Consider the following 21,359-nt stretch of genomic DNA (forward strand, 5'->3'; position numbering starts at 1 on the left):
CGCCCCGCGAGCAGCAGCCCTACCGCCAGCCGCCCGCCGCGCACCCCCGTCCGCAGCAGCCCGCGGACCGCTACCCGGCGCGGCCCCCGCAGCCGTCCGCGCCGCGTCAGCCGGGCGGCGGCCGGTTCCCCGTCACCGGCGAGTACGAACGGCGCCCGGGCGACCGCCCCGAGCACCCCCGCCGCCCCCGATGACGCCCGGGCGCGGCGCGGACGATTGACCTGAGGCGGCCGGCCCCGCAAGGTGGCGGTGTCCCCCTGCACCGCCCCCCGAGGAGAGCCCGTGCGCGCCGACGACGACGCTCAGCCCCCCGCCGGACCCCGCACCTCGCGGACCTCCCCCGCCGGTGCGGGATGGCGATGCGCCCGACCGGGGCGCTTCGTGGACCTGCTGCCGGAGGCGGGGGAGGTGCGCAGGTTCTCCTGGCGGCATCCCGGCGTGCTGTGGCGGTCCCGCAACGACTGGGTGGCCAAGGCGTTCGGCGACCCCAGCGGCGACATCCGCCGAGCCTGGGTGCGCGAGCTGCGGCGACGCGACCCGGATCTGTCGTTCGTCATGCGGCGCGAGGAGGAGTCGTTCTCGTTCCTGCTGCTGGGCGACACCGGAGAGGGCGACCGCTCGCAGTACGCGGTCGTGCCGCCGCTGCTGGCCGTCGGAGGCGACACCGACTTCATGGTGATCTGCAGCGACGTCATCTACCCCGGGGGCGAGGCCGCCGACTACGAGGCCAAGTTCTTCCGCCCCTACGCCGACTATCCGGGGCCGATCTACGCCATTCCCGGCAACCACGACTGGTACGACGGGCTGCGCGGGTTCATGCGCGTGTTCTGCGACCTGCCCGGCGAGCACGAGCCGCCCCCCTGGCGCGGGGCGGCCGGACGGCTGGCCCGGCTGCTGTGGCGCAGGCCCGCTCCGATCGACGAGGCCGCCCTCAAGGCCGCCCGCGAACGCTTCCGGGGCGCGCCCGGCCAGCAGGCCGTCCAGCCGGGCCCGTACTGGGCCATCGACTCCCCGTCGCTGCGGATCGTGGGGATCGACACCGGCATCGCCGGGGAGCTGGACCGCGACCAGGCGGCCTGGCTGCGCGAGGTGTCGGCGGGGGACAAGCCCAAGCTGCTGCTCACCGGCAAACCGCTGCTGGTCGACGGCCGCTGCAGGCCCGGACGGCTGGAGGGCGAGAGCGGCACGGTCCTGGACATCGTGGAGGACCCCGCCCACCGCTACGTCGCCGCGATCGGCGGCGACATCCACAACTACCAGCGCTACAGCAGGCGCCTGCCCGACGGGCGCACGATCGAGTACATCGTCTCCGGCGGGGGCGGCGCGTTCATGCACGCCACTCACATCATCCCCCGGACCACGCTGGTGGAGGAGGGCGCCTTCCGCTGCTATCCGCTGCGCGGCGACTCGCTGTCGCGCTACAGCCGCCTGTACGCGCGGTGGCTGCGGATGAGGTGGCTGGAGCTGTCCCCGCAGCAGGCGGCCGCGGCGGTCGCCCACCGGCTCGGCACGGACGTCGTCCGCGCCGAGGACCGCGGCGTCGTCCCCTCCCGCCGGGCCCGGTTCGTGGCGGCGCTGCTGGGCGTGCCGCGGGGGACCCGCTCGCGCCATCGCCTGCGGCGGCTTCCGGTGCGCACGATGCCGCAGTACTTCCGCTCGGAGTTCGCCGACTGGGACCGGCCCCCGTTCTTCAAGAACTTCCTGCGCCTGGACGTCGCCCCCGACGCCCTCACGATCCGGTGCTTCGGGGTGACCGGCTGCGCCGAGCACGAGGACCGCCCGCCGGTGGAGGACTCGGTGACGATCCCGCTGCGCTGAACCCCGCCCGGCGGCCCTTCTCCGCCCTTCCCAGCCCCGTCCCCGCCGGCCGGAACGGACGCCGTCGCCGGAACGGGGCCGCGGCACGGGGCCGGCGCGCCGCCGCGCCGACCGCCTTCGCGACCGCGGGGCGGAGCCGTGCGGCGGGAGGGGTTCAATGGACGGGTGCGCATCGCGGTGACGGCGACGGCCGACGGCGGCGGGCTGCTGCGCCCCCTGGCCGACGACGGCTCCCCCGCCGGCCCGCCCCGGCGGGTCGCGGACCTGGGCGCCGCCGTCGCCGAACGGGAGCGCGCCGACCGGCCCCGCTGGGTGTGGGCGTCCACCGCGGTGCTGTACCCCCGGCTGCTGGCCGCCGGGGTCCGGGTCGGCCGCTGCCACGACGTCGAACTGGTCGAGAGGCTGCTGCTGGGCCATGCGGGCCGCCACGGGGAACCCTCCTCGGCGCGGGCGGCCTGGGCCAGGCTGCGCGGCGAGCCGGTGCCCGCCGCCCCTCTCGACGACGCCTTCGAACGGCACCGGGGAGAGCAGCCCTCGCTGTTCGAGGAGGCCCCGGACGCCGCCGAGGAGCTGGACCGGCTGATCGCCGTGCACGCCGACCAGCTCCGCAGGCTCGCCGGGGCGGGGAGGCTGCCGCTGCTGGCGGCGGCCGAGTCGGCGGGCGCGCTGGTGGCCGCCGAGATGACCCGCGACGGGCTGCCGTGGCGCGCCGACGTGCACGACGCCCTGCTCACCGAACTGCTCGGCCCCCGCCCGGCCCCCGGGCTGCGGCCCCGCCGCCTGCAGGAGCTGGCCGACCGGATCAGCGCGGCGTTCGGGACGCGCCGGCCGGTCAACCCCGACTCGCCGGGCCAGCTGCTCAAGGCGTTCGCCGCCGCCGGCGTGCCGGTGCCCTCCACCCGGGCGCACGTGCTGCGCCGCGTCGACCATCCGGCGGTGCCGCTGCTGCTGGAGTACAAGGAGCTGGCCAGGCTGCACGCCGCGCACGGCTGGGCGTGGCTGGACGCCTGGGTCCGGGACGGCAGGTTCCGCCCCGAGTACGCGGTCGGCGGGGTGGCGTCGGGACGCTGGGCCACCCGGGGCGGCGGGGCGCTGCAGATCCCCCGGGTGCTGCGCCGCGCCGTGGTCGCCGACCCGGGATGGACGCTGGTGGTGGCGGACGCCGCCCAGCTCGAACCCCGGGTGCTGGCCGCGCTCGCCGGGGACCGCGCGTTCGCCGCCGCGGCCGCCCAGGGCGACCTGTACGCGGCGCTGGCGGAGGCGTTCGGGGGACGCCCGGAGGAGGCCCGCGACAAGGCCAAGATCGCGCTGCTGTCGGCGATGTACGGAGGCGGCGGCGCGGAGGCGACCCGGCTGCTGGGAGTGCTGCGCAGACGCTTCCCTCAGGCGCTGGAGTACGTGGAGGCCGCCGCCCGCGACGGCGAGGCGGGCCGGGTGGTGCGGTCCCGGCTGGGCCGCACCTGCCCGCCGCCCTCGGCCGCGTGGCGGGAGCTGACCGCCGACGAGGGCGAGCGGGCCGGCTCCGCGCTGCGCAGCCGGGGCCGCTTCACCCGCAACTTCGTGGTGCAGGCCAGCGCCGCCGACTGGGCGCTGGTGCTGCTGGCCCTGCTGCGCGGGCGGCTGCGGACCCTGCCCGGGCGTCCGCATCTGGTGTTCTTCCAGCACGACGAGGTGATCGTGCACACCCCGCGGGACGTCGCCGAGCGGGTCGCCGCCGAGATCCGCGCCGCCGGCGCCCGGGCCGGCCGGATGGTGTTCGGGGAGACCCCGGTCGTCTTCCCGATGCAGACCGCGATCGTGGACTGCTACGCCGACGCCAAGTGACGCCCGCCATGCGGAACCGGTACGGCGCCGTGCGGCCTCACCGGCGGCCGCGGAGCGCCTCAGGCGGCCCCGGCGGGCCGCCGGACGGTCACGTGGCGGCCGTGGCGGCCTGCTCGGCGGTCTCGCCCGCGCCGCGCACCAGCCGGCCCACCTCGGCGCGCAGCCGGACGAACTCCGGCAGCTCCCGGGTGGAGATCTGGTCGCGCGGCTCCGGCAGGTCGACCGTCAGGTCGGCGCGCACGTGACCGGGGGAGGCGCCCAGCACCACGACCCGGTCCCCGACGTACACGCTCTCGTCGATGTCGTGGGTGACCAGCAGGATCGTCATGCCGCCGTCGCCGCGCACCTTGAGGGTCAGATCCTCCAGGTCCTCACGGGTCTGGGCGTCCAGCGACCCGAACGGCTCGTCCATCAGCAGCAGCGACGGCCGGTAGGCCAGCGCCCGGGCGATGGACACCCGCTGCTGCATGCCGCCGGACAGCTGCCAGGGGTACTTGCTCCCGGCGTCCGCCAGCCCGACCGACTCCAGCGCCTCCATCGCCGCCTCGCGGCGCTGTGCCTTGGACATGCCGCGCTGCTTGAGCGGCAGCGCCACGTTGTCGCGGACCGTCAGCCAGGGGAACAGCGAACGGCTGTAGTCCTGGAAGACCACCGCGAGGTTGTCGGGGACCCCGTCGGCCGGGGTGCCGTCCAGGACGATCCGCCCCTCGGCCGGACGGATCAGCCCGGCGATGCACCGCAGCAGGGTGGACTTGCCGCAGCCGGACGGCCCCACGATGCTGACCAGCTGGCCGTCCTGCACGGTCAGGTTGATGTCCTTGATCGCCGTGTGGCCGTCGGCGTAGGTGTGCGTCAGATTCTGAATTTCGAGCAAGGGAGATCCCCCAGCGATCCTCGACGGCGGACCAGGCGAACGCGACAAAGCATGTCACATCCTGCCTTGTCCGAATCTGGTTTCCGAGCTTTCCGGAGCCCCGCCCGGGCCGTCCGCCCGGGCCGTCCGGGCGGGCCCGCCGTGCGGCGACGCGGATCCGCGCCCCCGCACGGCGGGGTCACCGGACGCTCAGCGCGCCCACGGCTCATAGGCCGGGGAGTCGTCGGCCGCGACGGTCACGTCGACCAGGAACGGCCCGTCGTGCTCCAGCCCCTCCAGCAGCGCGGGCTTGATGTCGGCGGCCTTGGTCACCGTCCGGCCCGGCACGCCCATCCCGCGGGCGACCTGCACGAAGTCCAGGTCGTGGATGTCGGTGCCGGGCACGGTGGGCAGGTCGATGCGGCGGCCCAGCGCCTTGACCGCCCCGTATCCGTGGTTGTTGAGCACCACGACGGTCATCGGGACCCGGTGCTGGGCCGCGGTCCACAGCGCCTGCACCGAGTACATGATCGAGCCGTCTCCGATCAGGCACACGATCCGTTCGCCCGAGGAGGCCAGCGACCGGCCCACCGCCAGCGGCAGGCCCCAGCCGAGCGCGCCGCTGCCGGTGGTCAGGAACCCGCCCGGCGTGTTGATCGGGAAACGGGCGTGGAACAGGTCCCGGTGGCTGGGGGCCTCCTCCACCAGCACCCCGTCCGCGGGCATGACCTCGCGCAGGGTCTCCACCAGCAGCTCCGGCGGGATCGGATCGGTCGCCTCGGGGACGGCCAGCCGGGGCCGGGGCGGGGGAGCCGGGCGGTCGGACCGTTCCACCAGCTCCAGCAGGCCCCGCAGCCCGCCCCGGATGGTGGTCAGCACGCTGGTGCCGACCGGCGCCCAGGCGACCTGCGCCGGGTCGCAGTCGAAGTGGAACAGCCGCGCGCCCTCGGGGATGAAGGGCCCCTCCTCGTGCACGTGGTAGGTGAACACCTGCGCGCCGAGCACCAGGATCACGTCGTTGTCCGCGAGCCGGGCGGCGAGCTGGGAGCGCACCGGGGGCAGGAAGCCCTGGAACAGCCGGTGCTCCTCGGGGAAGCCCGAACGCCCCGACAGCGGGCTGATCCACACCCCCGCGTTGGCGCGTTCGGCGAGCCGGACCACCAGTTCCTGGGCGCCTTCGTCCTCCACGCCGGGGCCGACCACGATCACCGGGGAGCGGGCGGCGTTCAGCGCGTCGGCCACCTCCCGCAGCGCGGCCGGGTCGGCGGCGAAGTCCGCGCGCACCTCCCGGTGCGGCACCGGCTCGGCGGGCAGGTCCCAGTCGTCCTCGGGGACGGACACCAGCACCGGGCCGCGCGGCGGGGTCATCGCGATCCGGTACGCCTCGGCGATCGCCTCGGCGACGTCCTCGCCGCGTTCGGGCTGGTGGCTGTACTTGACGTAGGGGCGGGGGAAGGAGGCCGGCTCGTCGGCCCCCAGGAACGGGCGGAGCCGGATCATCGGCCGGGACTGCTGCCCGGCCAGGATCACCACCGGCACCCGGTCCCGGTAGGCGTTGAACACCGCCCCCAGCGAGTGCCCCACGCCGCCCGCCGAGTGCAGGCTGACCAGCCCGGCCCGCCCGGTGCCCAGCGCATGACCGGCCGCGGCGGCCACCGCCACCGTCTCCTGCAACGCCAGCACGTAGCGGAAGTCCTCGGGGAAGTCGCGGAACATCCGCAGCTCGGTGGAGCCGGGGTTGCCGAACAGGGTGGTCATCCCGACGCTTCGGCAGAAGTCGTAGAACGCGTCGCGGACCGTGTACGTCATGTGTCGCCCTTTCCGTCGGCCGGGCGGTGCCGGCCGAGCGTACGTCGTTCCACCGCCAGCAGGAGGGTGTTCAGCGCGTAGCCCAGCACGCCGAGCAGGACGATCACCGACCACATGGTCGGCATGTCCGAACGGCTCTGGGCGTCGGTGAGCTGGAATCCGATGCCGTTGACGGTCCCCGGCAGCAGCTCGGAGAAGACCACCAGGATCAGCGACAGCGACAGCGCCAGCCGCAGTCCCGCGAAGATCTTCGGCAGCGCCGAGGGGATGAGGATGTAGCGGATCCGGTCGACCGTCGACAGCCGGAACACCTCGGCGGTGTCCATCTGCAAGGGGGTCACCGACCGCGCGCCGTCGGCGGTGTTCAGCAGGATCGGCCAGATCACGCTGAAGATGATCGAGGCCACCTGCATCTGCGTGCCCAGGTCGAACAGCACGATGAACACCGGCACCAGGGTCGGCGGCGGGATCGCCCGGCAGAACTGCAGCAGCGGGTTCAGGTAGGCCATGGCCCGCTCGGACCGGCCCAGCACCATGCCCAGCGCGATCCCGGCCACCGCCGCGATCGCCAGCGCCAGGGCCATCCGGCCCAGGCTGGGCAGCAGGTTGTCCATCGCCAGGTCGGTGAGGAACAGCCGGGTCGCCGGACCGGACAGCCACAGCTCGTGCGTCGCCGAGACGATCTGGGACGGCGGCGGGAAGAACGGGCTCTCGGCCGCCCGGGTGGCCAGCTCCCACGCGCCGATCAGCAGCGCGAACGGCAGCCAGCGGTGGGCGAGCCCGCCGAGGAACCGGGCGGCCCGGCGCCCGCGCCCGACGGCGGGGGAGACGGCGGAGGATGCGGTCGTGCTCATGTCGTGCCGCCTTGGCGAGCGTGGTGCCAGTGGAACATCCGGCGCTGCGCCCCGCCGAGGGCCGCGTCGATGACCAGCCCCAGGGTCCCCGCCCACACGGTGCCGGCCAGCACGTCGCGCGCCCCGTCGGGGACGGAGTAGGCCTGCGCGATGAAGATCCCCAGGCCCTCGCCGAAACCGGAGATGATCTCGGTGCCGACGGCCAGGATCAGCGCGATCGCCGCGGCCAGCCGGATCCCGGTGGCGATGAACGGGGCCGCCGACGGCAGCGAGACCCGCAGCAGGATCTCCAGCCGCCCGAATCCGAACACCCGCAGCGTGTCCTTGCCGGCGGGGTCGACCTCGGCCAGGCCGTACATGGTGTTGAACAGGATCGGCCAGGTGGAGGCGTACACGATCAGCGCCACCTTCATCTCCGTGCCGGAGCCCAGCAGCAGCCCGGCCAGCGGGATCAGCGCCACCGACGGGATCGGCCGCAGGAACTCCACGATCGCCCGGGTGGCGGCGTTGACCGCCGGGACGCTGCCCAGCAGCAGGCCCAGCGGGACGGCGACGGCGATCGCCAGCCCCAGGCCCACCGCCCAGGCGGTCATCGTGTCGGCCAGGTACTGCAGGAACAGCGTGTCGCCGGCCAGCTCGATCGCGCGGGTCACGACCGAGGAGGCCGGCGGCAGATACGAACGGTCGACGATCTCGGCCCGGCCGAGCAGCTCGCTCGCCGCGAAGAGGGCGGCCACGCCGACGGCCCCTCGCGCCCACCGTCCGGTGCGCGTGAGGGGCCGTGCCGCCCGGCCGGAGCGGGCAGAGGCGGTTGATGTCGTCATCAGGGAGATGGGACGGCCGTCAGGCCTTGGCCTGGAACACGATCGTGTTCAGATCGGGCTTGTCCTTCAGCAGGCCGCCGGAGACCATCAGGTCCACGATCCGCTGCAGACGGGTGGTGTTCACCGAGGACGGGAAGTCCGGCATGGTGATCACCGAGGCGACCTGCGGCTCGATGCGCGCGTAGTCGGGCACCACCTCTTCCACCTTCTTGCGGTCGCTGGCCGCCGCCTCCTGGGCCTTGAGCATGGCGCGCTGGAACGCCGCGCTGGTCTTGGGGTTCTTGCTGGCGAACTCCTGGGTGGTGACGTAGCCGCTGATCGGGACGCCGGTCACCGGCTCGCCGCCGCCGTTGACCACGACCCGGGCGCCCAGCTTCTTCTGGACGTCGGACAGGAACGGCTCGACCACGTGGATCGCGTCGACCTGGTCCTTCTCCAGCGCGGCCCCCATCTGCGGGAACGGCACCTGGATGTACTGGACCTTGGAGGGGTCGACGTTGTTGGCCTTGAGGATGGCGTTCAGGGTCAGCGACTGGATGTTGTTGGGGATGTTGACCGCGATCTTCTTCCCCTCCAGGTCCTTGGCGGACTTGATCGGGGAGTCGGGCTTGACCAGCACGTTCATCATGTTCGGGGTCAGCGCCGCGGCCTCGGAGAGGATGCTCAGCTTGAGCGTCCCCTTCTCATGGGCCTGGAAGAACGTGACGTAGTTGGCGCCGGCGATCACGTCCACGTCGCCCTTGATCAGCGCAGGCAGCGCCTGAGTGCTCTGCTGGATCGGCTTGACCTGGACCTTCAGGCCCTCGGCCTCGAACAGCTTCTGCTTGATCCCGATGTGCAGCGCGGCCCCGTCCACCAGCGGCAGCGCCGCCACCGTGATGGTCTGCTTTTCCAGGCCGTTGCCGCCGGAGGCGGAGCCGTCATCGCCACCGCAGCCGGTGATGAGCGAGCCGGCCACCAGCAGCGCAGCGAGAGCGCCGAAACGACGGCGGGATGGCCTCATGGGAGCTCCTTAATCTCGCATGGGGATTTGGTCGGGAAACCGGAGGTGAACGGGCGGTGCCCGACGCGGCACCGCGCCCTCCGAGCCGTGATCATGAGGGGCGGTCCGGAGAGTACCGCAATTCCGTCGAGGTGAGTGGAGTGTCCGGGAATGGGTGACGATCTCGTGATCGTCGGCTTGGTCGAGTGTGGAAACGGGGTCGGCCGTCGACGGGGCGGCCTGCGATAAGACCGTTCCAAGCCGCAGGGTGCCGCCCGTGCGGCGGCTCACGGGCCTCAAGGCCGCCGAACCGTGGGCGGGGCCGGCGTCGCCGTAGTCGGATCCTTACCGTGAGTGACCTCCTCGCCGGATCCTCTCCGCGGGTGCCGGCGGCGTGTTTTCCGGCCCGTCGGCCGCGAATTATGGGCGGCGGCCCGGCCTTTCCGCAATGGCGGAGCGGCCGGGCAATTGGTCAATCTTCCAGTGATTCTTCCTGGTAGTTGCGTGTTTTGTCATGCTTGTGTGATTTTGTCGTTACGGTAGGTGATGATCTTTGATGGATGTTCACGTATCGTGTTCGTTTGTGTGCAAATAATCGGACATTTGGGTAGAAAGTTCTTTAGGTGGGATCGTCGTGTCCGTTCTGCTGCTGCAATCTTTGCGGGCTCCGTCGGGGATGTGCTCCAATGTCACGCGCTGGAAGGCAGAAAGACGCTGCGCCTGCACCCCCGGGTGGTCCCTCTTCTGCCGATGCGGCATGTGAGCTGGAGGGTGTTAACGCCGGATGCAATCGAACGAAACAGGTGGGGACGACGCACCCCGGTCCAAGGACTCGGGGGCCGGATCGGCCGCTGCCGAGCCGCCCGCCCGTATGCGCGGGCTGCGCCTGCGCAACTGGCGGGTGCGTCGCCGGCTGGCCGTTCTGGTGCTGATCCCGACCGTGGCCGTCCTGGTGCTCGGCGGTCTGCGGGTCTCCGGTTCGATCACCAGCGCGCAGGCCTACGGCCGGGCGGAGCACATGGCACGGCTCGGCAACGGGGTCACCGCCCTGGTGCAGGAGTTCGCCGCCGAGCGCGACCAGACGGTGGGCTACATCGTCGCGGGCCGCTCCGAGGCGCGGCTGGCGGAGCTGCGTGAGCAGTACACCAAGGTGGACGCGGTGATCGGCCAGGTCCGCGAGATCGCCCTGGGGGTGGACGACTCGTTCTCGGAGGAGGCCGCCACCGACGCGCGCCGGGTGCTGAACCGGCTGGAGGGGGTGCGGTCGCTGCGTTCCATGGCGACCGAGACCCGCGTGCCGGTGTTCACCGTGCTGGAGAAGTACTCCGAGTCCATCGACGAGCTGATCGGTGTCGTCGACGGCGTCGCTCAGGGCGTGGCCGACGAGCAGCTGGCCGCGACCAGCCGTGCCATCGCCGCCGTGACCCGGGCCAAGGAGCAGGTCTCCCGGCAGCGCGCGCTGCTGGCGGTCGGCGCCCGCTCCGGCCGGCTGACGCCCGAGGAGCTGGCGGCGCTGCTGGGCGCGCGTTCCCGTGAGGACAGCGAGCTGGCCGTCTTCCGTCAGGCCGCGACGCTGGGGCAGCGTCAGATGTACGACGACACCGTCATCGGCCCGGAGATCGACCGGGCCCGGGAGCTGCGCCAGCAGGCCATCGCCTCGGCCCAGTCCCGCGGCGGGCTGCTGCCCCGGCAGCTGACCACCCGGAGCGGGTCGGCCGCACTGGGCTCCTCGCTGACCGTGATGATCGAGCAGATGCGGGTGGCCGAGCGCAGGCTCGGCGACCAGCTGCTGGATCGCGCCCGCGACCAGCGGTCGGCGGCCCGGCTGGCGGCCGTGGTCGACACCGCGGTCACCGCGCTGATCGTGCTGCTGGCGCTGCTGCTCACCTCGCTGATCGCGCGCTCGCTGGTGGGCCCGCTGCAGCGGCTGCGGGAGAGCGCCCTGCAGATCGCCGGCACCCGGCTGCCCGGCGTGGTGGAACGGCTGCGCGACCCGCAGGCCGCGGCCGGCGGGATCGAGGTCGAGCCGATCGACATCCACACCAGCGACGAGATCGGCGAGGTCGCCCGGGCGTTCGACGAGGTGCACCGGGAGGCGGTGCGGCTGGCCGCCGACGAGGCCGTGCTGCGCGGCAACGTCAACGCGATGTTCGTCAACCTGTCCCGCCGGATGCAGTCGCTGATCGAGCGCCAGCTGCGCCTGATCGACGAACTGGAGCAGAACGAGCAGGACGCCGACCAGCTGGCCAGCCTGTTCCAGCTGGACCACCTGGCCACCCGCATGCGCCGCAACTGCGAGAACCTGCTGGTCCTCGGCGGCCAGGAGCAGGTGCGCCGGTGGAACCAGCCGGTTCCGCTGATCGACATCGTGCGCGCCTCGCTGTCGGAGGTCGAGCAGTACGAGCGGGTCACGCTGCGGGTGCAGGGCGAGGTGTCGGTCACCGGCCAGGCGGTCAACGACCTGGTCCACCTGGTGGCCGAGCTGGTGGAGAACGCCACCGTGTTCTCCCCCCAGCACACCAAGGTCACCGTGTCCGGCCACCTGCTGTCCGGCGGCGGGGCGATGCTCCAGATCACCGACAACGGCGTCGGCATCCCGGCGGACGAGCTGGAGCAGGTCAACTGGCGCCTGGCCAACCCGCCGGTCGTCGACTTCTCCGCGGCCCGCCGCATGGGCCTGTTCGTGGTCGGCCGGCTGGCCCAGCGGCACGGCATCCGGGTCGAGCTGCGCCCGGCGCTGTCCGGCGGCATCACCGCGTTCGTGCTGCTGCCGGCCGCCGTGATCGCCCGGGGCGAGCTGCCCGCCGAGAGCACGCCGGCCGACCCCGCCGCCGACGTCCCGGCCGCCAGTGCGGCCTGGACGCCCGCCCCGGTCGCCGCCGGGGTGGCCGCCGACTCCACCGGCCCGATCCCCGCGGCGGGCACGGGCCGGCCGTCCCGCCGCGAAGGGCTCGGCACCGGGCCGCAGCCGCAGTTGCGGGACTCCGGGCCGCTGCCGATCGTCGAGGACTCCTCCTCGACCGCGCGGCCCACCGGCAACACCGGCGCCCAGCCCGCGGTGGGCGCGGCGCCGCCGCCTCAGGCCTCCGGCCGCGAGCTCACGCCCGGGCCGCGTCACCGGAAGCCGGACGATAAGACGGGACCGCAGCCCATCGTGTCGGATACCGGACCGCAGCAGCCATCGATCGGAGAGCCCACGCTGGCCGCGAGCCTGCCGGGCTTCCCACAGCTCGAACCGGCCCCGCAGTCGGGGCCCCCGCCCGGATCGTCGTCCGGGCCGCCCGCGGAGGGATCGTCGACCGGCCCGCAGCGCCCGCCCGCCGAGACGGGCGTGTCGTGGGGCGCGGCCGAGGACCCGGCGCCCGCCGCGGCCGTGGAAAGTTCGCCGATCTTCGACGCCATGGAGTCGGAATGGTTCCAGCGTCGCGCCGGCGGCTCCGCCCGGGAACGGGAGCGCCGCTGGCAGTCGCCCGGCGACGCTGGATGGCAGGCCGCCGAGGCGGCGCGCGAGCCGACCTCGGGCGGCGTCACCAAGGCCGGGCTGCCCAAGCGGGTGCCCGGGCGCAACCGGGTGCCCGGTGCGGTGCGGCCCGGCCGGCAGACGCCGGCGGCGCCGTCGCAGCCCGCCGCAGGGCGGGCGCGTCCCGCGCCGCACAAGCCCGCCGAGGTGGTCCGCGACCGGTTCTCCAGTCTCCAGCGCGGAGTCCGCCGAGGCCGGTCGGAGGCCCGTTCCGGACAGGGACCGCAGCAGGGCGGCCCCGATGAGAGCATTCCGCCGGGTCCCGGTGGATCCGGGCCTGCACAGGGCGACACAGAGAGGGGAGGATCCGCGTGAGCCGGCAGGATCTCAACTGGCTGGTGACCAATTTCGTGGAGCGGGTGCCCAAGGCCGCGCACGCCGTCGTGGTGTCCTCCGACGGGCTTCCGCTGGCCTACTCCGACGGGTTCCCGCCCGAGCGCGCCGACCAGCTCTCGGCGATCGCCGCGGGGCTGACCAGCATGACCCAGGGGGCCGCCCAGCTGTTCGACGCGGGCGGGGTCAGCCAGACCGTGGTGGAGATGGAGCGAGGGCTGCTGTTCGTGATGTCCATCCGCTCCGGGGCGGTCTTCGCGGTGCTCGCCGCGCCGGACTGCGACATGGGGCTGGTGGCGTACGAGATGACGTTGCTCGTGGAGCGCGTCGGCCGGGTGCTGACCCCAGCGCTGCGCACCGAACTGGGGGCCGGGCCGCCTCGCGGGTGACCCGGCGACCGGAAAGACCTGACAGGCTTCGACGGAAGGCACCGTGGTGGACCACGGCAGGCAACATTTCGGTGCCGGACCGGCCGGCGGCCCCGCCGGTCCCGGACGATCCGGCGATCCCGGGTGGGCGGGCGAGCAGTCCCAGCCCGCCCACGGCGACCGACGTTCGCTGGTGCGCCCTTACACCGTGACCGGCGGGCGTACCCGACCCCGCTACGACCTGGCGATCGAGGCGTTGGTGTCGGCCGCGCCGTACCCGCCCAGGGACGTGACCACGCTGACCCCCGAGTACCGGGCGATCATGGACCTGTGTCGCTCTTGGCGATCGGTGGCGGAGGTCTCCGCCCTGCTCCGCCTGCCGCTCGGGGTGGCCCGCGTGATCATCGCCGACATGGCGCACGAAGGACTGCTGCGCCTGCACCAGTCGCGCCCGGCCGACGCGCAGCCCGATGTCCGTTTGCTTGAAAGGGTGCTCAGTGGTCTACGAAAGCTCTGACGCCAGCCTGCCCCTCCCAGGCGGCGAGGGCCCCGAGATGACCTCGGTCAAGATCGTGGTCGGCGGGGGCTTCGGGGTGGGCAAGACCACCTTCGTCGGCTCGGTCTCGGAGATCCAGCCGCTGACCACCGAGGCGGTGATGACCGCCGCCAGCGCCGGGATCGACGACCTGACCGCGGTGCCGGACAAGACCACCACCACCGTGGCCATGGACTTCGGCCGGGTCACGCTGGAGAGCGACCTGATCCTCTACCTGTTCGGCACCCCCGGTCAGCACCGGTTCTGGTTCATGTGGGACGACCTGGTGCGCGGTGCGATCGGCGCGGTGGTGCTGGTCGACACCCGGCGCCTGGCGGACTGCTTCGCCGCGCTGGACTACTTCGAGGAGTCGGGGCTGCCCTACATCGTGGGGGTCAACGGCTTCCACGGCGAGTTCACGCACACCAACGAGGAGATCCGCGAGGCGCTGACGATCGGGTCGGAGATCCCGATCGTGCAGGTGGACGCCCGCAGCCGGGAGTCCACCAAGCAGGCGCTGATCGTGCTGGTGCAGCACGCCCTGCAGATGCAGTCGGCCGGCCCGGCGCCCGCCCCCGGCCCCGCCTGGACCTGACCCGAGGCGGCCCGGTCACGGTCGCGTAGGGATTTGTTACGGTCGCGTAGGGCTTTGCCCGTGTTGCACCATGTGCTGACGTGATCAGGGAAATGAGTGCGACGCCACCTGGAATCGACGGAATCGATACCTATGTAGCGATCGGTGACAGTTTCACCGAAGGGCTGCAGGACCCCGACCCCGTCGATCCGGACCGGTTCCGCGGCTGGGCCGACCGGTTGGCCGAGCACATCGCGGCGCATCGCCCCGGGCTGCGATACGCCAATCTGGCCGTGCGCGGCAAACTGCTCCGCCAGATCGTGGCCGACCAGGTGCCGCGGGCCGTGGAGATGCGGCCCGACCTGGTGACGTTCTGCGGGGGCGGCAACGACATGCTCCGCCCCGGCGCGGATCCGGACGCGCTGGCGGTGATGTTCGACGAGGCGGTGCAGCGGTTGCGCGGCACCGGCGCCCGAGTGGTGATCTTCACGGGCTTCGATCCGCAGTGGCTGCGGGCGGGCCGCCGGATCCGGGGCAAGGCCGCCACCTACAGCATGCATCTGCGGGCCATCGCCGACCGGCGGGGCTGCCTGCTGGTGGACCTGTGGCCGCGCAGCGTGCTGTACGACCCGCGGGCCTGGCACGAGGACCGGCTGCATCTGTCGTCGGAGGGGCACCGCAGGCTGGCGCTGCTGGTGTGCGAACGGCTCGGCGTCCCGGTGGAGGGGGACTGGCGCGAGCCGTGGCCCGCGCCGGTGGCCGCCCGGAGCTGGCACGAGCAGCGCCGGGAGGACCTGTACTGGGCCAGGACCTACTTCCTGCCCTGGATCCAGCGCCGGATCCAGGGACGGTCCAGCGGCGACGGCCGTCCGCCCAAGCGGCCCGACCTGCTGCCGGTGTGAGGCGGGCCCGGCGCCGAGGCTCGGACGCCCGTCCCGTCCGGCGCCGTGGACGGGACGGGCGTCCGGGGCCGGCGGTCAGACGGCCGAGGCGGCGTCCGCCGGGCGGCGGAGCGAGGCGGCGGCCTGCTCGACGGTGTCGTAGAGGGCCAGCCTGCGGTCCAGCCCGGTGATCTGCAGGGTGCGCCGCACGATCGGGCGGGCGCCGGTCAGCGCCAGGCCGCCCCGCCCGGCGGTGACCGCCTTGTGGCAGTTGATGATCACCGAGAGGCCGTGGGAGTCCATGAACTCCAGCTCGTCCAGGTCGAGGATCAGGTGGTCGCCGTGCGCGCGACGGGCGGCCTGCAGGCCGCGGCGCAGCTCGTCGGCGCTGGCGATGTCGAGTTCGCCCCGCAGGGCGACGACGGCGCAGCCCTCGCGCTCGCGGGTGGTGATGGTCAGTTGTCGCACGGGGGATTCCTCCTCCCGGTAGAAGCGACCGACCGTCGCATGCGGCCGACGGTCGTCTCTGTGCCTCAACTATCCCGGACCCCTCGGGCCGTGCCAACAGGGTGAGCCTTCTTTGTCAGGTGATGTGAGTAAAGAGAGAGTCATCCGAATCATCGGGGACGGGCTCGGCCGAGGCGCATCTCACGTAGGGTGGCTCGCGGATCCCGGGGGTCCGTCTGGCCTGTGACCCCATCCCGTACCGAGAATGGACGACGAGCGTGAGCCCGCCACGGCTGCCGGAGCATCTGGAACTGCTGCTGACCGACGAACCCGTCCTCGACGTGTACTTCCACGGACCTTGGCGGGTGCCCGACGGGCTGTATGAGGAACTGGCCGAACGCGCGGTCGCGCTGAACGGCGACCCCCGGACCGAGCTGCTCAAACGGACGCTCAGCGACTTCTACGGCCCTGAGACCACCGCGGCCGGCGCCGAGCTGTGGTCCCTGCTCACCTTCCTGCTGGGGTCGGCGGCGATCCGGGCGGGCTCGCGCGGCGACATCGACTACGAGCTGCTGGCGCCGTTCCTGGCCCGGCCCGAGCCCGCGGTGCGCGACCCGTTGGCCTGGCTGTCGCAGGGCGGGCGCTGGCGGCCTCCCGGGCTGTGGCTGCCCGAGCCGGCCGGCGACGACCGGGAACGCCGCGCCGTCATGTACGCCCTGGCCCGCGACTGCCTGGAGGTGTTCGAGGGCCTGGAGCCGCTGGAGCCGCGCCGCCGGGCGCTGGTGGCGCTGTTCGAACGCCGCGCCGCCGACCCCCAGACCCGGGAGATCGACCTGACCGTCCCCCAGAGCGAGCTGGAGAAGCGGTGGGCGGCCGACGTCACCGACGAGGAGCTGGCGCTGCTGCCGGAGCTGTCGGGGCCGCTGGGCTACCTGGAGTGGGCGTGCGCCGGGTTCACCGCCGCGCATCAGCGGCTGACCGACGCGGTGGGGGAGGGCGATCCGGTCGACGTCGCGCTGGCCCGGCTGCTGTTGCAGGCCGGGCAGACCGCCGCGCCCGCCGAGCTGGCGGTGGCCGTCGGCACCGGCCGTTATGACCGGGTCGCCGAACGGCTGCGGGCGCTGCGGGCGGACTTCGCGGTGGAGGCCTGGCAGCAGGAGATCCGCGACTGGCTGGCCCGCGCCCTGGTGGCCGGGGAGGCCGACGCCTGCCGGGCCTGGCTGGACATGGCGGTCCGCGTCACCGGGTGCGTGCAGGGCCTGCCGGACACCGCGACCACCCCGCGGTGCCGGGTGCCGGTCCGGGCCTTCCAGGCCGACCTGCGCCGCCTGCACGAGCCGCGCCGGGTGGTCGCCAACCCCCTGGTGGAGCGGTTCGCCCGCCCCGCCGCCCAGGCCGCCGGGACGGACCCGACCGACCGGGCGGACGGGGAGGGCGACCGGGGGGAGGGCGCGGGCCCGACGGACCCGGTCGCCGAGAGGATCGTGGGACAGCCCGAACTGGTCGAGGCGATCCGTCGGACGGTCGACGCCCGAGCGGCGGGCCGGCCGGTCCGGCTGCTGATCGCCGGTCCGGAGGGCACCGGCAAGGGCACCGCGGTCGCCGAGCTGGAGCGCGCCCTCATCGACCGCGGCGTCGTCCGGCAGACCTTCTGGGTCTCCGACCAGGTCTTCCCGACCCTGCCGATCAGCGACGCGGTGCTGTGGCTGCAGACCAGGGCGCGCGAATGCCTGGAGGCCCGCGCCATGATGGTCGTCGACGACCTGGACAAGCTGTTCACCTACGAGCGGTGCGGCCCCGCGGTGGCCGAGGAGCTGCGCCGGCTGATGGCCCGCAGCCCCGAGCTGGACGTGGTGGCGCTGTGCCGGCCGGGCGGCGAGGAACGCCTGTTCGACGGCAACCCGGCCCTGCTGCGCTCGTTCGAGATCACCCGCACCCGCGACTTCGGCGAGGAGGAGTACGCCGAGCTGTTCCGCCGTGCGGTGACGGCGCGGGGCGCGACGGTGGACCGGGAGGTCGCCCGCACCGCCGGGGTGCTGCTGACCCGCACCCCGCCGCTGCTGAACCTGCGCGGCGCCCGCCTGGTGGAGCATCTGGCCGAGCAGTGCACCGCCGGCGCGGCGGCGCGCGGGACGCCCGTGGAGGTCACCGCCGCCGATCTGCCGCAGCGGCTCATCCCCGGCCGGACGGCGGACGCCGACCCGCTGGCCGAGCTGGCCGCCTGCGCCGGGATCGAGTCGGTCAAGCGGGAGGTCGGCGCGCTGGTCGCGGAGGCCAAGGCGGCCCGGCTGCGCCGCGAGGCGGGGATGGCGGTCGCCGCCCGGCCCCGGCATCTGGTGTTCACCGGCAACCCAGGCACCGGCAAGACGAAGGTCGCCCGGATCNAGGCACCGGCAAGACGAAGGTCGCCCGGATCCTCGGCAGGATCTACGCCGATCTGGGCGTGCTGGCCGGCGGGCACCTGGTCGAGGTGGACCGCGCCGACCTGGTGGGGGAGTACACCGGGGAGAGCGGCACCAAGGTGCGCCGGGCGGTCGAGCACGCCCTCGGCGGGGTGCTGTTCATCGACGACGCGCACACCCTGGCCGCCGCTCCCGGGGCCGCCGACGCCGCCCGGCTGCACGAGACGGTCGCCGCGCTCACCGCCGCGCTGGCCGCGCACCCCGACGAGCTGGTGGTGGTGCTGGCCGGGCCGGAGGCCGAGCTGAACGGGCTGCTGCGCGCCAACGAGGAGCTGGCCGCCCACTTCCCCAAGACGGTGCGCTTCCCCGACCTGACCGACGAGGAGCTGGTCGAGGTGTTCACCGCCAAGGCCGCCGACGAGGGCTTCACCCTCGGCCCCGGCGTGGAGGCCCGGGTGCGGGAGCTGGTGCAGGCCGCGCCCCGCGACCGGGGGTTCGCCAACGCCCGGCTGATGGTGCGGCTGCTGGACCGGGCGGTGGCGCAGCAGGGCCGTCGGGTGCTGGCCGACGGGGTGGTCGACGACGACGAGTCGCTGACGGAGATCCTGCTGGAGGACCTGCCCGACTCGCTGGGCGCGCCCTGGGCGGGATCGCCGGCCGAGGGCGATCCGCTCACCGAGATCGACCGGCTGATCGGGCTGGACACCGTCAAGCACGAGGTGGGGCTGCTGGTCGCCGAGGCCAAGGCCGAGCGGATCCGCCGCGACGCCGGCATCCCGATCGGCTCCCCGACCCGGCACATGGTGTTCACCGGCAACCCGGGCACCGCCAAGACCACCATCGCCCGGCTGATCGCCGCCGTCTACGCCAAGCTGGGGCTGCTGTCGTCGGGGCACCTGGTGGAGGTGTCCCGCGCCGATCTGGTCGCCGAGTACATCGGGCAGACCGCTCCGCGGGTGCGGGCGGCGGTGGAGCGGGCGCTGGGCGGGGTGCTGTTCATCGACGAGGCGTACTCGCTCACCATGTCCGGGCACGACCGGCGCGACTTCGGGCACGAGGCGGTCGCTGAGCTGATCAAGCTGATGGAGGAGCACCGCTCCGACCTGGTGGTGATCGTGGCCGGGTACGAGGCCGAGATGGAGCGCTTCCTGCGCTCCAACCCGGGTCTGGACTCCCGCTTCCCCAAGGTGCTGCACTTCCCCGACTACACCAACGACGAGCTGGTGTCGATCTTCGAGTTCATGACCGCGGAGAACGGCTTCACGCTCGCCCCCGGGGTGGTGGAGGAGCTGCGCGCCCGTCTGGCCGCCGAGCCGCGCGGCGCCTCGTTCGGCAACGCCCGGCTGATCCGCAACCTGCTGGACGCCGCCATCTCCCGGCAGGCGCAGCGGATCACCAGCGGCGAGGGCGAGCCCGACCCGGCCGAGGTGCGTCTGCTGCGCCCCGAGGACCTGCCGCCCCGCAGGCCCGGCGAACCCCCCTTCCCCGGCTCGTATCTGTGAGGGGCGGGAGCGCTCCGGCCGCGGTCGCCGCCCCGGATGCGCCCGCCGCCGGGGCGGCGCGGTGCGCCCGCATCGCACCAGCGCATCGCACCGAAAAGTCGCACTTGAGTGTTATGCCGGAGGTGGGTACGCGGGCGTGCGGGTTTGAATATCGTGTCGGGCATGACGGACGAGGCCTGGAGCACACGCGGGCGTCGTGACGCCGGTGCCGACGCGCCGACCGAGCGGCTTCCCCCTCAGGAGGCGGCGACCGAGGAGCCGCCCCCGCAGCGGGCGTCGGACGATCCGTACGCACCGCGCGGCTACGGCCGGGAGGCGTACGGCTTCGACCCGTCGGTGATCCGGCAGGACCGGTACGGCCCCGCCGGGCCGCCGCCCGATCACCACGATGCGCCGCCGCCCGGCTACGACTACGACGAGGAGGAGCCGCCACGGCGTCGTCCGCCCGCCGCGCGGCGCCCCCGTCCCCGGCCGCGTCGGCGCCGCGGCGGGCGCGTGCTGGCATGGCTGCTGGCCGTGATGCTGATCGCGGCGGTGGGCGGCTACTTCTACCTCGATTCCCGGCTCAACCGGGTCGAGGCGCTGTGGGACTACCCGGGCCGCCCCGCCGACACCCCCGGCACCAACTGGCTGGTGGTGGGCTCCGACAGCCGCGAGGGCCTGGACGCCGAGGACCGCAGAAGGCTCCGGACCGGCCACGCCGCCGGCCGCCGCACCGACTCGATGATGCTGCTGCACTTCGGCGACGGCGGCACCACCCTGGTCAGCCTGCCCCGCGACTCGTACGTGCCGATCCCCGGGCACGGCTCCAACAAGCTGAACGCCGCCTACGCGTTCGGCGGCCCCAAGCTGCTGGTGCGCACCGTGGAGCAGGCCACCGGGATCCGCATCGACCACTACGCCGAGATCGGCCTCGGCGGGTTCGTGGGCGTGGTGGACGCGGTCGGCGGCGTGGAGATGTGCATCAAGGAGCCGCTGCGCGACCCCAAGGCGGGCCTGAACCTGCGGCCGGGCTGCCAGACCCTCGACGGGGCCGAGGCCCTCGGCTTCGTGCGGACCCGCAAGTTCGCCGACGGCGACCTGGAGCGCGTGCGGAACCAGCGCAAGTTCTTCGCCGCGCTGATGGACAAGGCGACCAGCCCGGGCGTGCTGCTCAACCCGTTCCGCAGCATCCCGCTGGCGCTGAACTCCGCCTCCAACTTCACCGTCGACGAGGGCGACCACCTGGTGGACCTGGTGCGGATGATGTGGGCGATGCGCGGCCTCAGCGGCGGCGACGGCCTCACCACCACCGTCCCGGTCGGCGGGTTCGGCAGCTCCCCGGGGGTGGGGTCCTATGTCCGGTGGGACAAGGCCAAGTCGGAGGCGCTGTTCAAGGCGCTGCGCGAGGACGAACCGATCCCCTCCGACGCCAAGGGCGGGTGACCGCGGCGGACGCGGCGGAAGGCGGGCGGCAGGATTAACCGGCGCGCCGCCGGTTAGGTCGCCTGCATGGCCGACGTCGGCGACCACGGGGAACTGGACCGGCTGCCCACCCGGGAGCTGCACGACCGCGCCGTGAGGCTCGCGCTCGCCCGCGGCGACCTGGGGTTCCTGTGGCGGCTGCTGCGCGACATCCCGGCCGCCGAGGCCGCCGCCGGCCGCCCCGAGCAGGGCACCGCCGACGTGCTGCACGCCTCGGCGCTGGTGAACGAGTTCCTGCACGCCGGAGAGGGCGAGCTGGCCGAGGCGCTGCGCCCGGTCTACCTGGAGTACCTGGCCTCGGACCGCTGAGCGTCTTTGCCTCGTCTTGGCGCATGTCCCCCTACCACCCGGAAACACCATGCGTGAATA

Annotated in this window: 16 protein-coding genes and 1 pseudogene; 11 read left to right on the forward strand and 6 right to left on the reverse strand. The window is 73.6% G+C overall.

Features of this window, described 5'->3' with window-relative positions; all coding sequences use genetic code 11:
- The 3 genes and pseudogenes from EIO00_RS24285 to EIO00_RS21000 all read left to right on the forward strand — a co-directional run.
- Positions 1-194: pseudogene (locus EIO00_RS24285) on the forward strand (hypothetical protein); the annotation flags it as partial.
- Positions 195-282: 88 nt separating this feature from the next.
- Entirely contained in the window at positions 283-1,818 is a 1,536-nt protein-coding gene (locus EIO00_RS20995) for a metallophosphoesterase family protein (protein ID WP_140181632.1), read from the forward strand.
- A gap of 165 nt (positions 1,819-1,983) precedes the next feature.
- Positions 1,984-3,642, forward strand: a complete 1,659-nt coding sequence (locus EIO00_RS21000) for a bifunctional 3'-5' exonuclease/DNA polymerase (protein ID WP_140181634.1) — start codon at positions 1,984-1,986, stop codon at positions 3,640-3,642.
- Between the two features lie 88 nt (positions 3,643-3,730).
- Here EIO00_RS21000 and EIO00_RS21005 read toward each other — a convergent pair whose 3' ends face one another.
- The 5 genes from EIO00_RS21005 to EIO00_RS21025 all read right to left on the reverse strand — a co-directional run bounded on the left by EIO00_RS21005 (position 3,731) and on the right by EIO00_RS21025 (position 8,985).
- Positions 3,731-4,516, reverse strand: coding sequence for an ABC transporter ATP-binding protein (locus EIO00_RS21005; RefSeq protein ID WP_140181636.1), 786 nt, complete (start codon positions 4,514-4,516; stop codon positions 3,731-3,733).
- A gap of 189 nt (positions 4,517-4,705) precedes the next feature.
- A complete protein-coding gene (mdlC, locus tag EIO00_RS21010; RefSeq protein ID WP_140181638.1) occupies positions 4,706-6,304 on the reverse strand; it encodes a benzoylformate decarboxylase in 1,599 nt (532 codons plus the stop codon).
- A complete protein-coding gene (locus EIO00_RS21015; protein ID WP_140181640.1) occupies positions 6,301-7,158 on the reverse strand; it encodes an ABC transporter permease in 858 nt (285 codons plus the stop codon). Before EIO00_RS21015 ends, mdlC begins: the two co-directional genes overlap by 4 nt.
- On the reverse strand, positions 7,155-7,895 hold the full coding sequence (locus EIO00_RS21020) for an ABC transporter permease (RefSeq protein ID WP_241661496.1): 741 nt from the start codon (positions 7,893-7,895) through the stop codon (positions 7,155-7,157). The genes EIO00_RS21015 and EIO00_RS21020 overlap by 4 nt, the downstream gene beginning before the upstream one ends.
- Positions 7,896-8,001: 106 nt before the next feature.
- Entirely contained in the window at positions 8,002-8,985 is a 984-nt protein-coding gene (locus EIO00_RS21025) for an ABC transporter substrate-binding protein (protein WP_140181644.1), read from the reverse strand.
- Positions 8,986-9,835: 850 nt separating this feature from the next.
- On the opposite strand from EIO00_RS21025, the gene EIO00_RS21030 reads away from it, so the two are divergent.
- The 5 genes from EIO00_RS21030 (at position 9,836) to EIO00_RS21050 (ending at position 15,196) form a co-directional block, all read left to right on the forward strand.
- A complete protein-coding gene (locus tag EIO00_RS21030) occupies positions 9,836-12,799 on the forward strand; it encodes a sensor histidine kinase (protein WP_161602767.1) in 2,964 nt (987 codons plus the stop codon).
- Positions 12,796-13,206: a roadblock/LC7 domain-containing protein gene (locus EIO00_RS21035; RefSeq protein WP_140181648.1), complete on the forward strand. Its 411-nt coding sequence runs from the start codon at positions 12,796-12,798 to the stop codon at positions 13,204-13,206. Before EIO00_RS21030 ends, EIO00_RS21035 begins: the two co-directional genes overlap by 4 nt.
- A 43-nt stretch (positions 13,207-13,249) precedes the next feature.
- Positions 13,250-13,702 carry a DUF742 domain-containing protein gene (locus EIO00_RS21040; RefSeq protein WP_140181650.1) on the forward strand — a complete coding sequence of 151 codons (453 nt, stop codon included), beginning with the start codon at positions 13,250-13,252 and terminating at the stop codon, positions 13,700-13,702.
- 37 nt (positions 13,703-13,739) lie between these two features.
- Positions 13,740-14,315 (forward strand): GTP-binding protein, encoded by a 576-nt coding sequence (locus EIO00_RS21045; protein ID WP_140181652.1) that lies wholly within the window; start codon positions 13,740-13,742, stop codon positions 14,313-14,315.
- Positions 14,316-14,407: 92 nt separating this feature from the next.
- Positions 14,408-15,196, forward strand: a complete 789-nt coding sequence (locus EIO00_RS21050) for an SGNH/GDSL hydrolase family protein (protein WP_140181653.1) — start codon at positions 14,408-14,410, stop codon at positions 15,194-15,196.
- 75 nt (positions 15,197-15,271) lie between these two features.
- Here EIO00_RS21050 and EIO00_RS21055 read toward each other — a convergent pair whose 3' ends face one another.
- Positions 15,272-15,643 carry an anti-sigma factor antagonist gene (locus EIO00_RS21055; protein WP_161602768.1) on the reverse strand — a complete coding sequence of 124 codons (372 nt, stop codon included), beginning with the start codon at positions 15,641-15,643 and terminating at the stop codon, positions 15,272-15,274.
- A 1,705-nt stretch (positions 15,644-17,348) separates the two neighbouring features.
- Between EIO00_RS21055 and EIO00_RS21060 the strand changes: the two genes are divergently transcribed.
- The 3 genes from EIO00_RS21060 (at position 17,349) to EIO00_RS21070 (ending at position 21,299) form a co-directional block, all read left to right on the forward strand.
- Positions 17,349-19,526, forward strand: coding sequence for an AAA family ATPase (locus tag EIO00_RS21060; protein WP_241661498.1), 2,178 nt, complete (start codon positions 17,349-17,351; stop codon positions 19,524-19,526).
- 162 nt (positions 19,527-19,688) lie between these two features.
- Positions 19,689-20,951: an LCP family protein gene (locus EIO00_RS21065; protein WP_140181659.1), complete on the forward strand. Its 1,263-nt coding sequence runs from the start codon at positions 19,689-19,691 to the stop codon at positions 20,949-20,951.
- 66 nt (positions 20,952-21,017) lie between these two features.
- Positions 21,018-21,299 carry a hypothetical protein gene (locus tag EIO00_RS21070; protein WP_140181661.1) on the forward strand — a complete coding sequence of 94 codons (282 nt, stop codon included), beginning with the start codon at positions 21,018-21,020 and terminating at the stop codon, positions 21,297-21,299.
- Positions 21,300-21,359: the final 60 nt, after the last annotated feature.

The sequence above is a fragment of the Thermomonospora catenispora genome, assembly GCF_006363815.1.
Lineage (GTDB): Bacteria > Actinomycetota > Actinomycetes > Streptosporangiales > Streptosporangiaceae > Thermomonospora > Thermomonospora catenispora.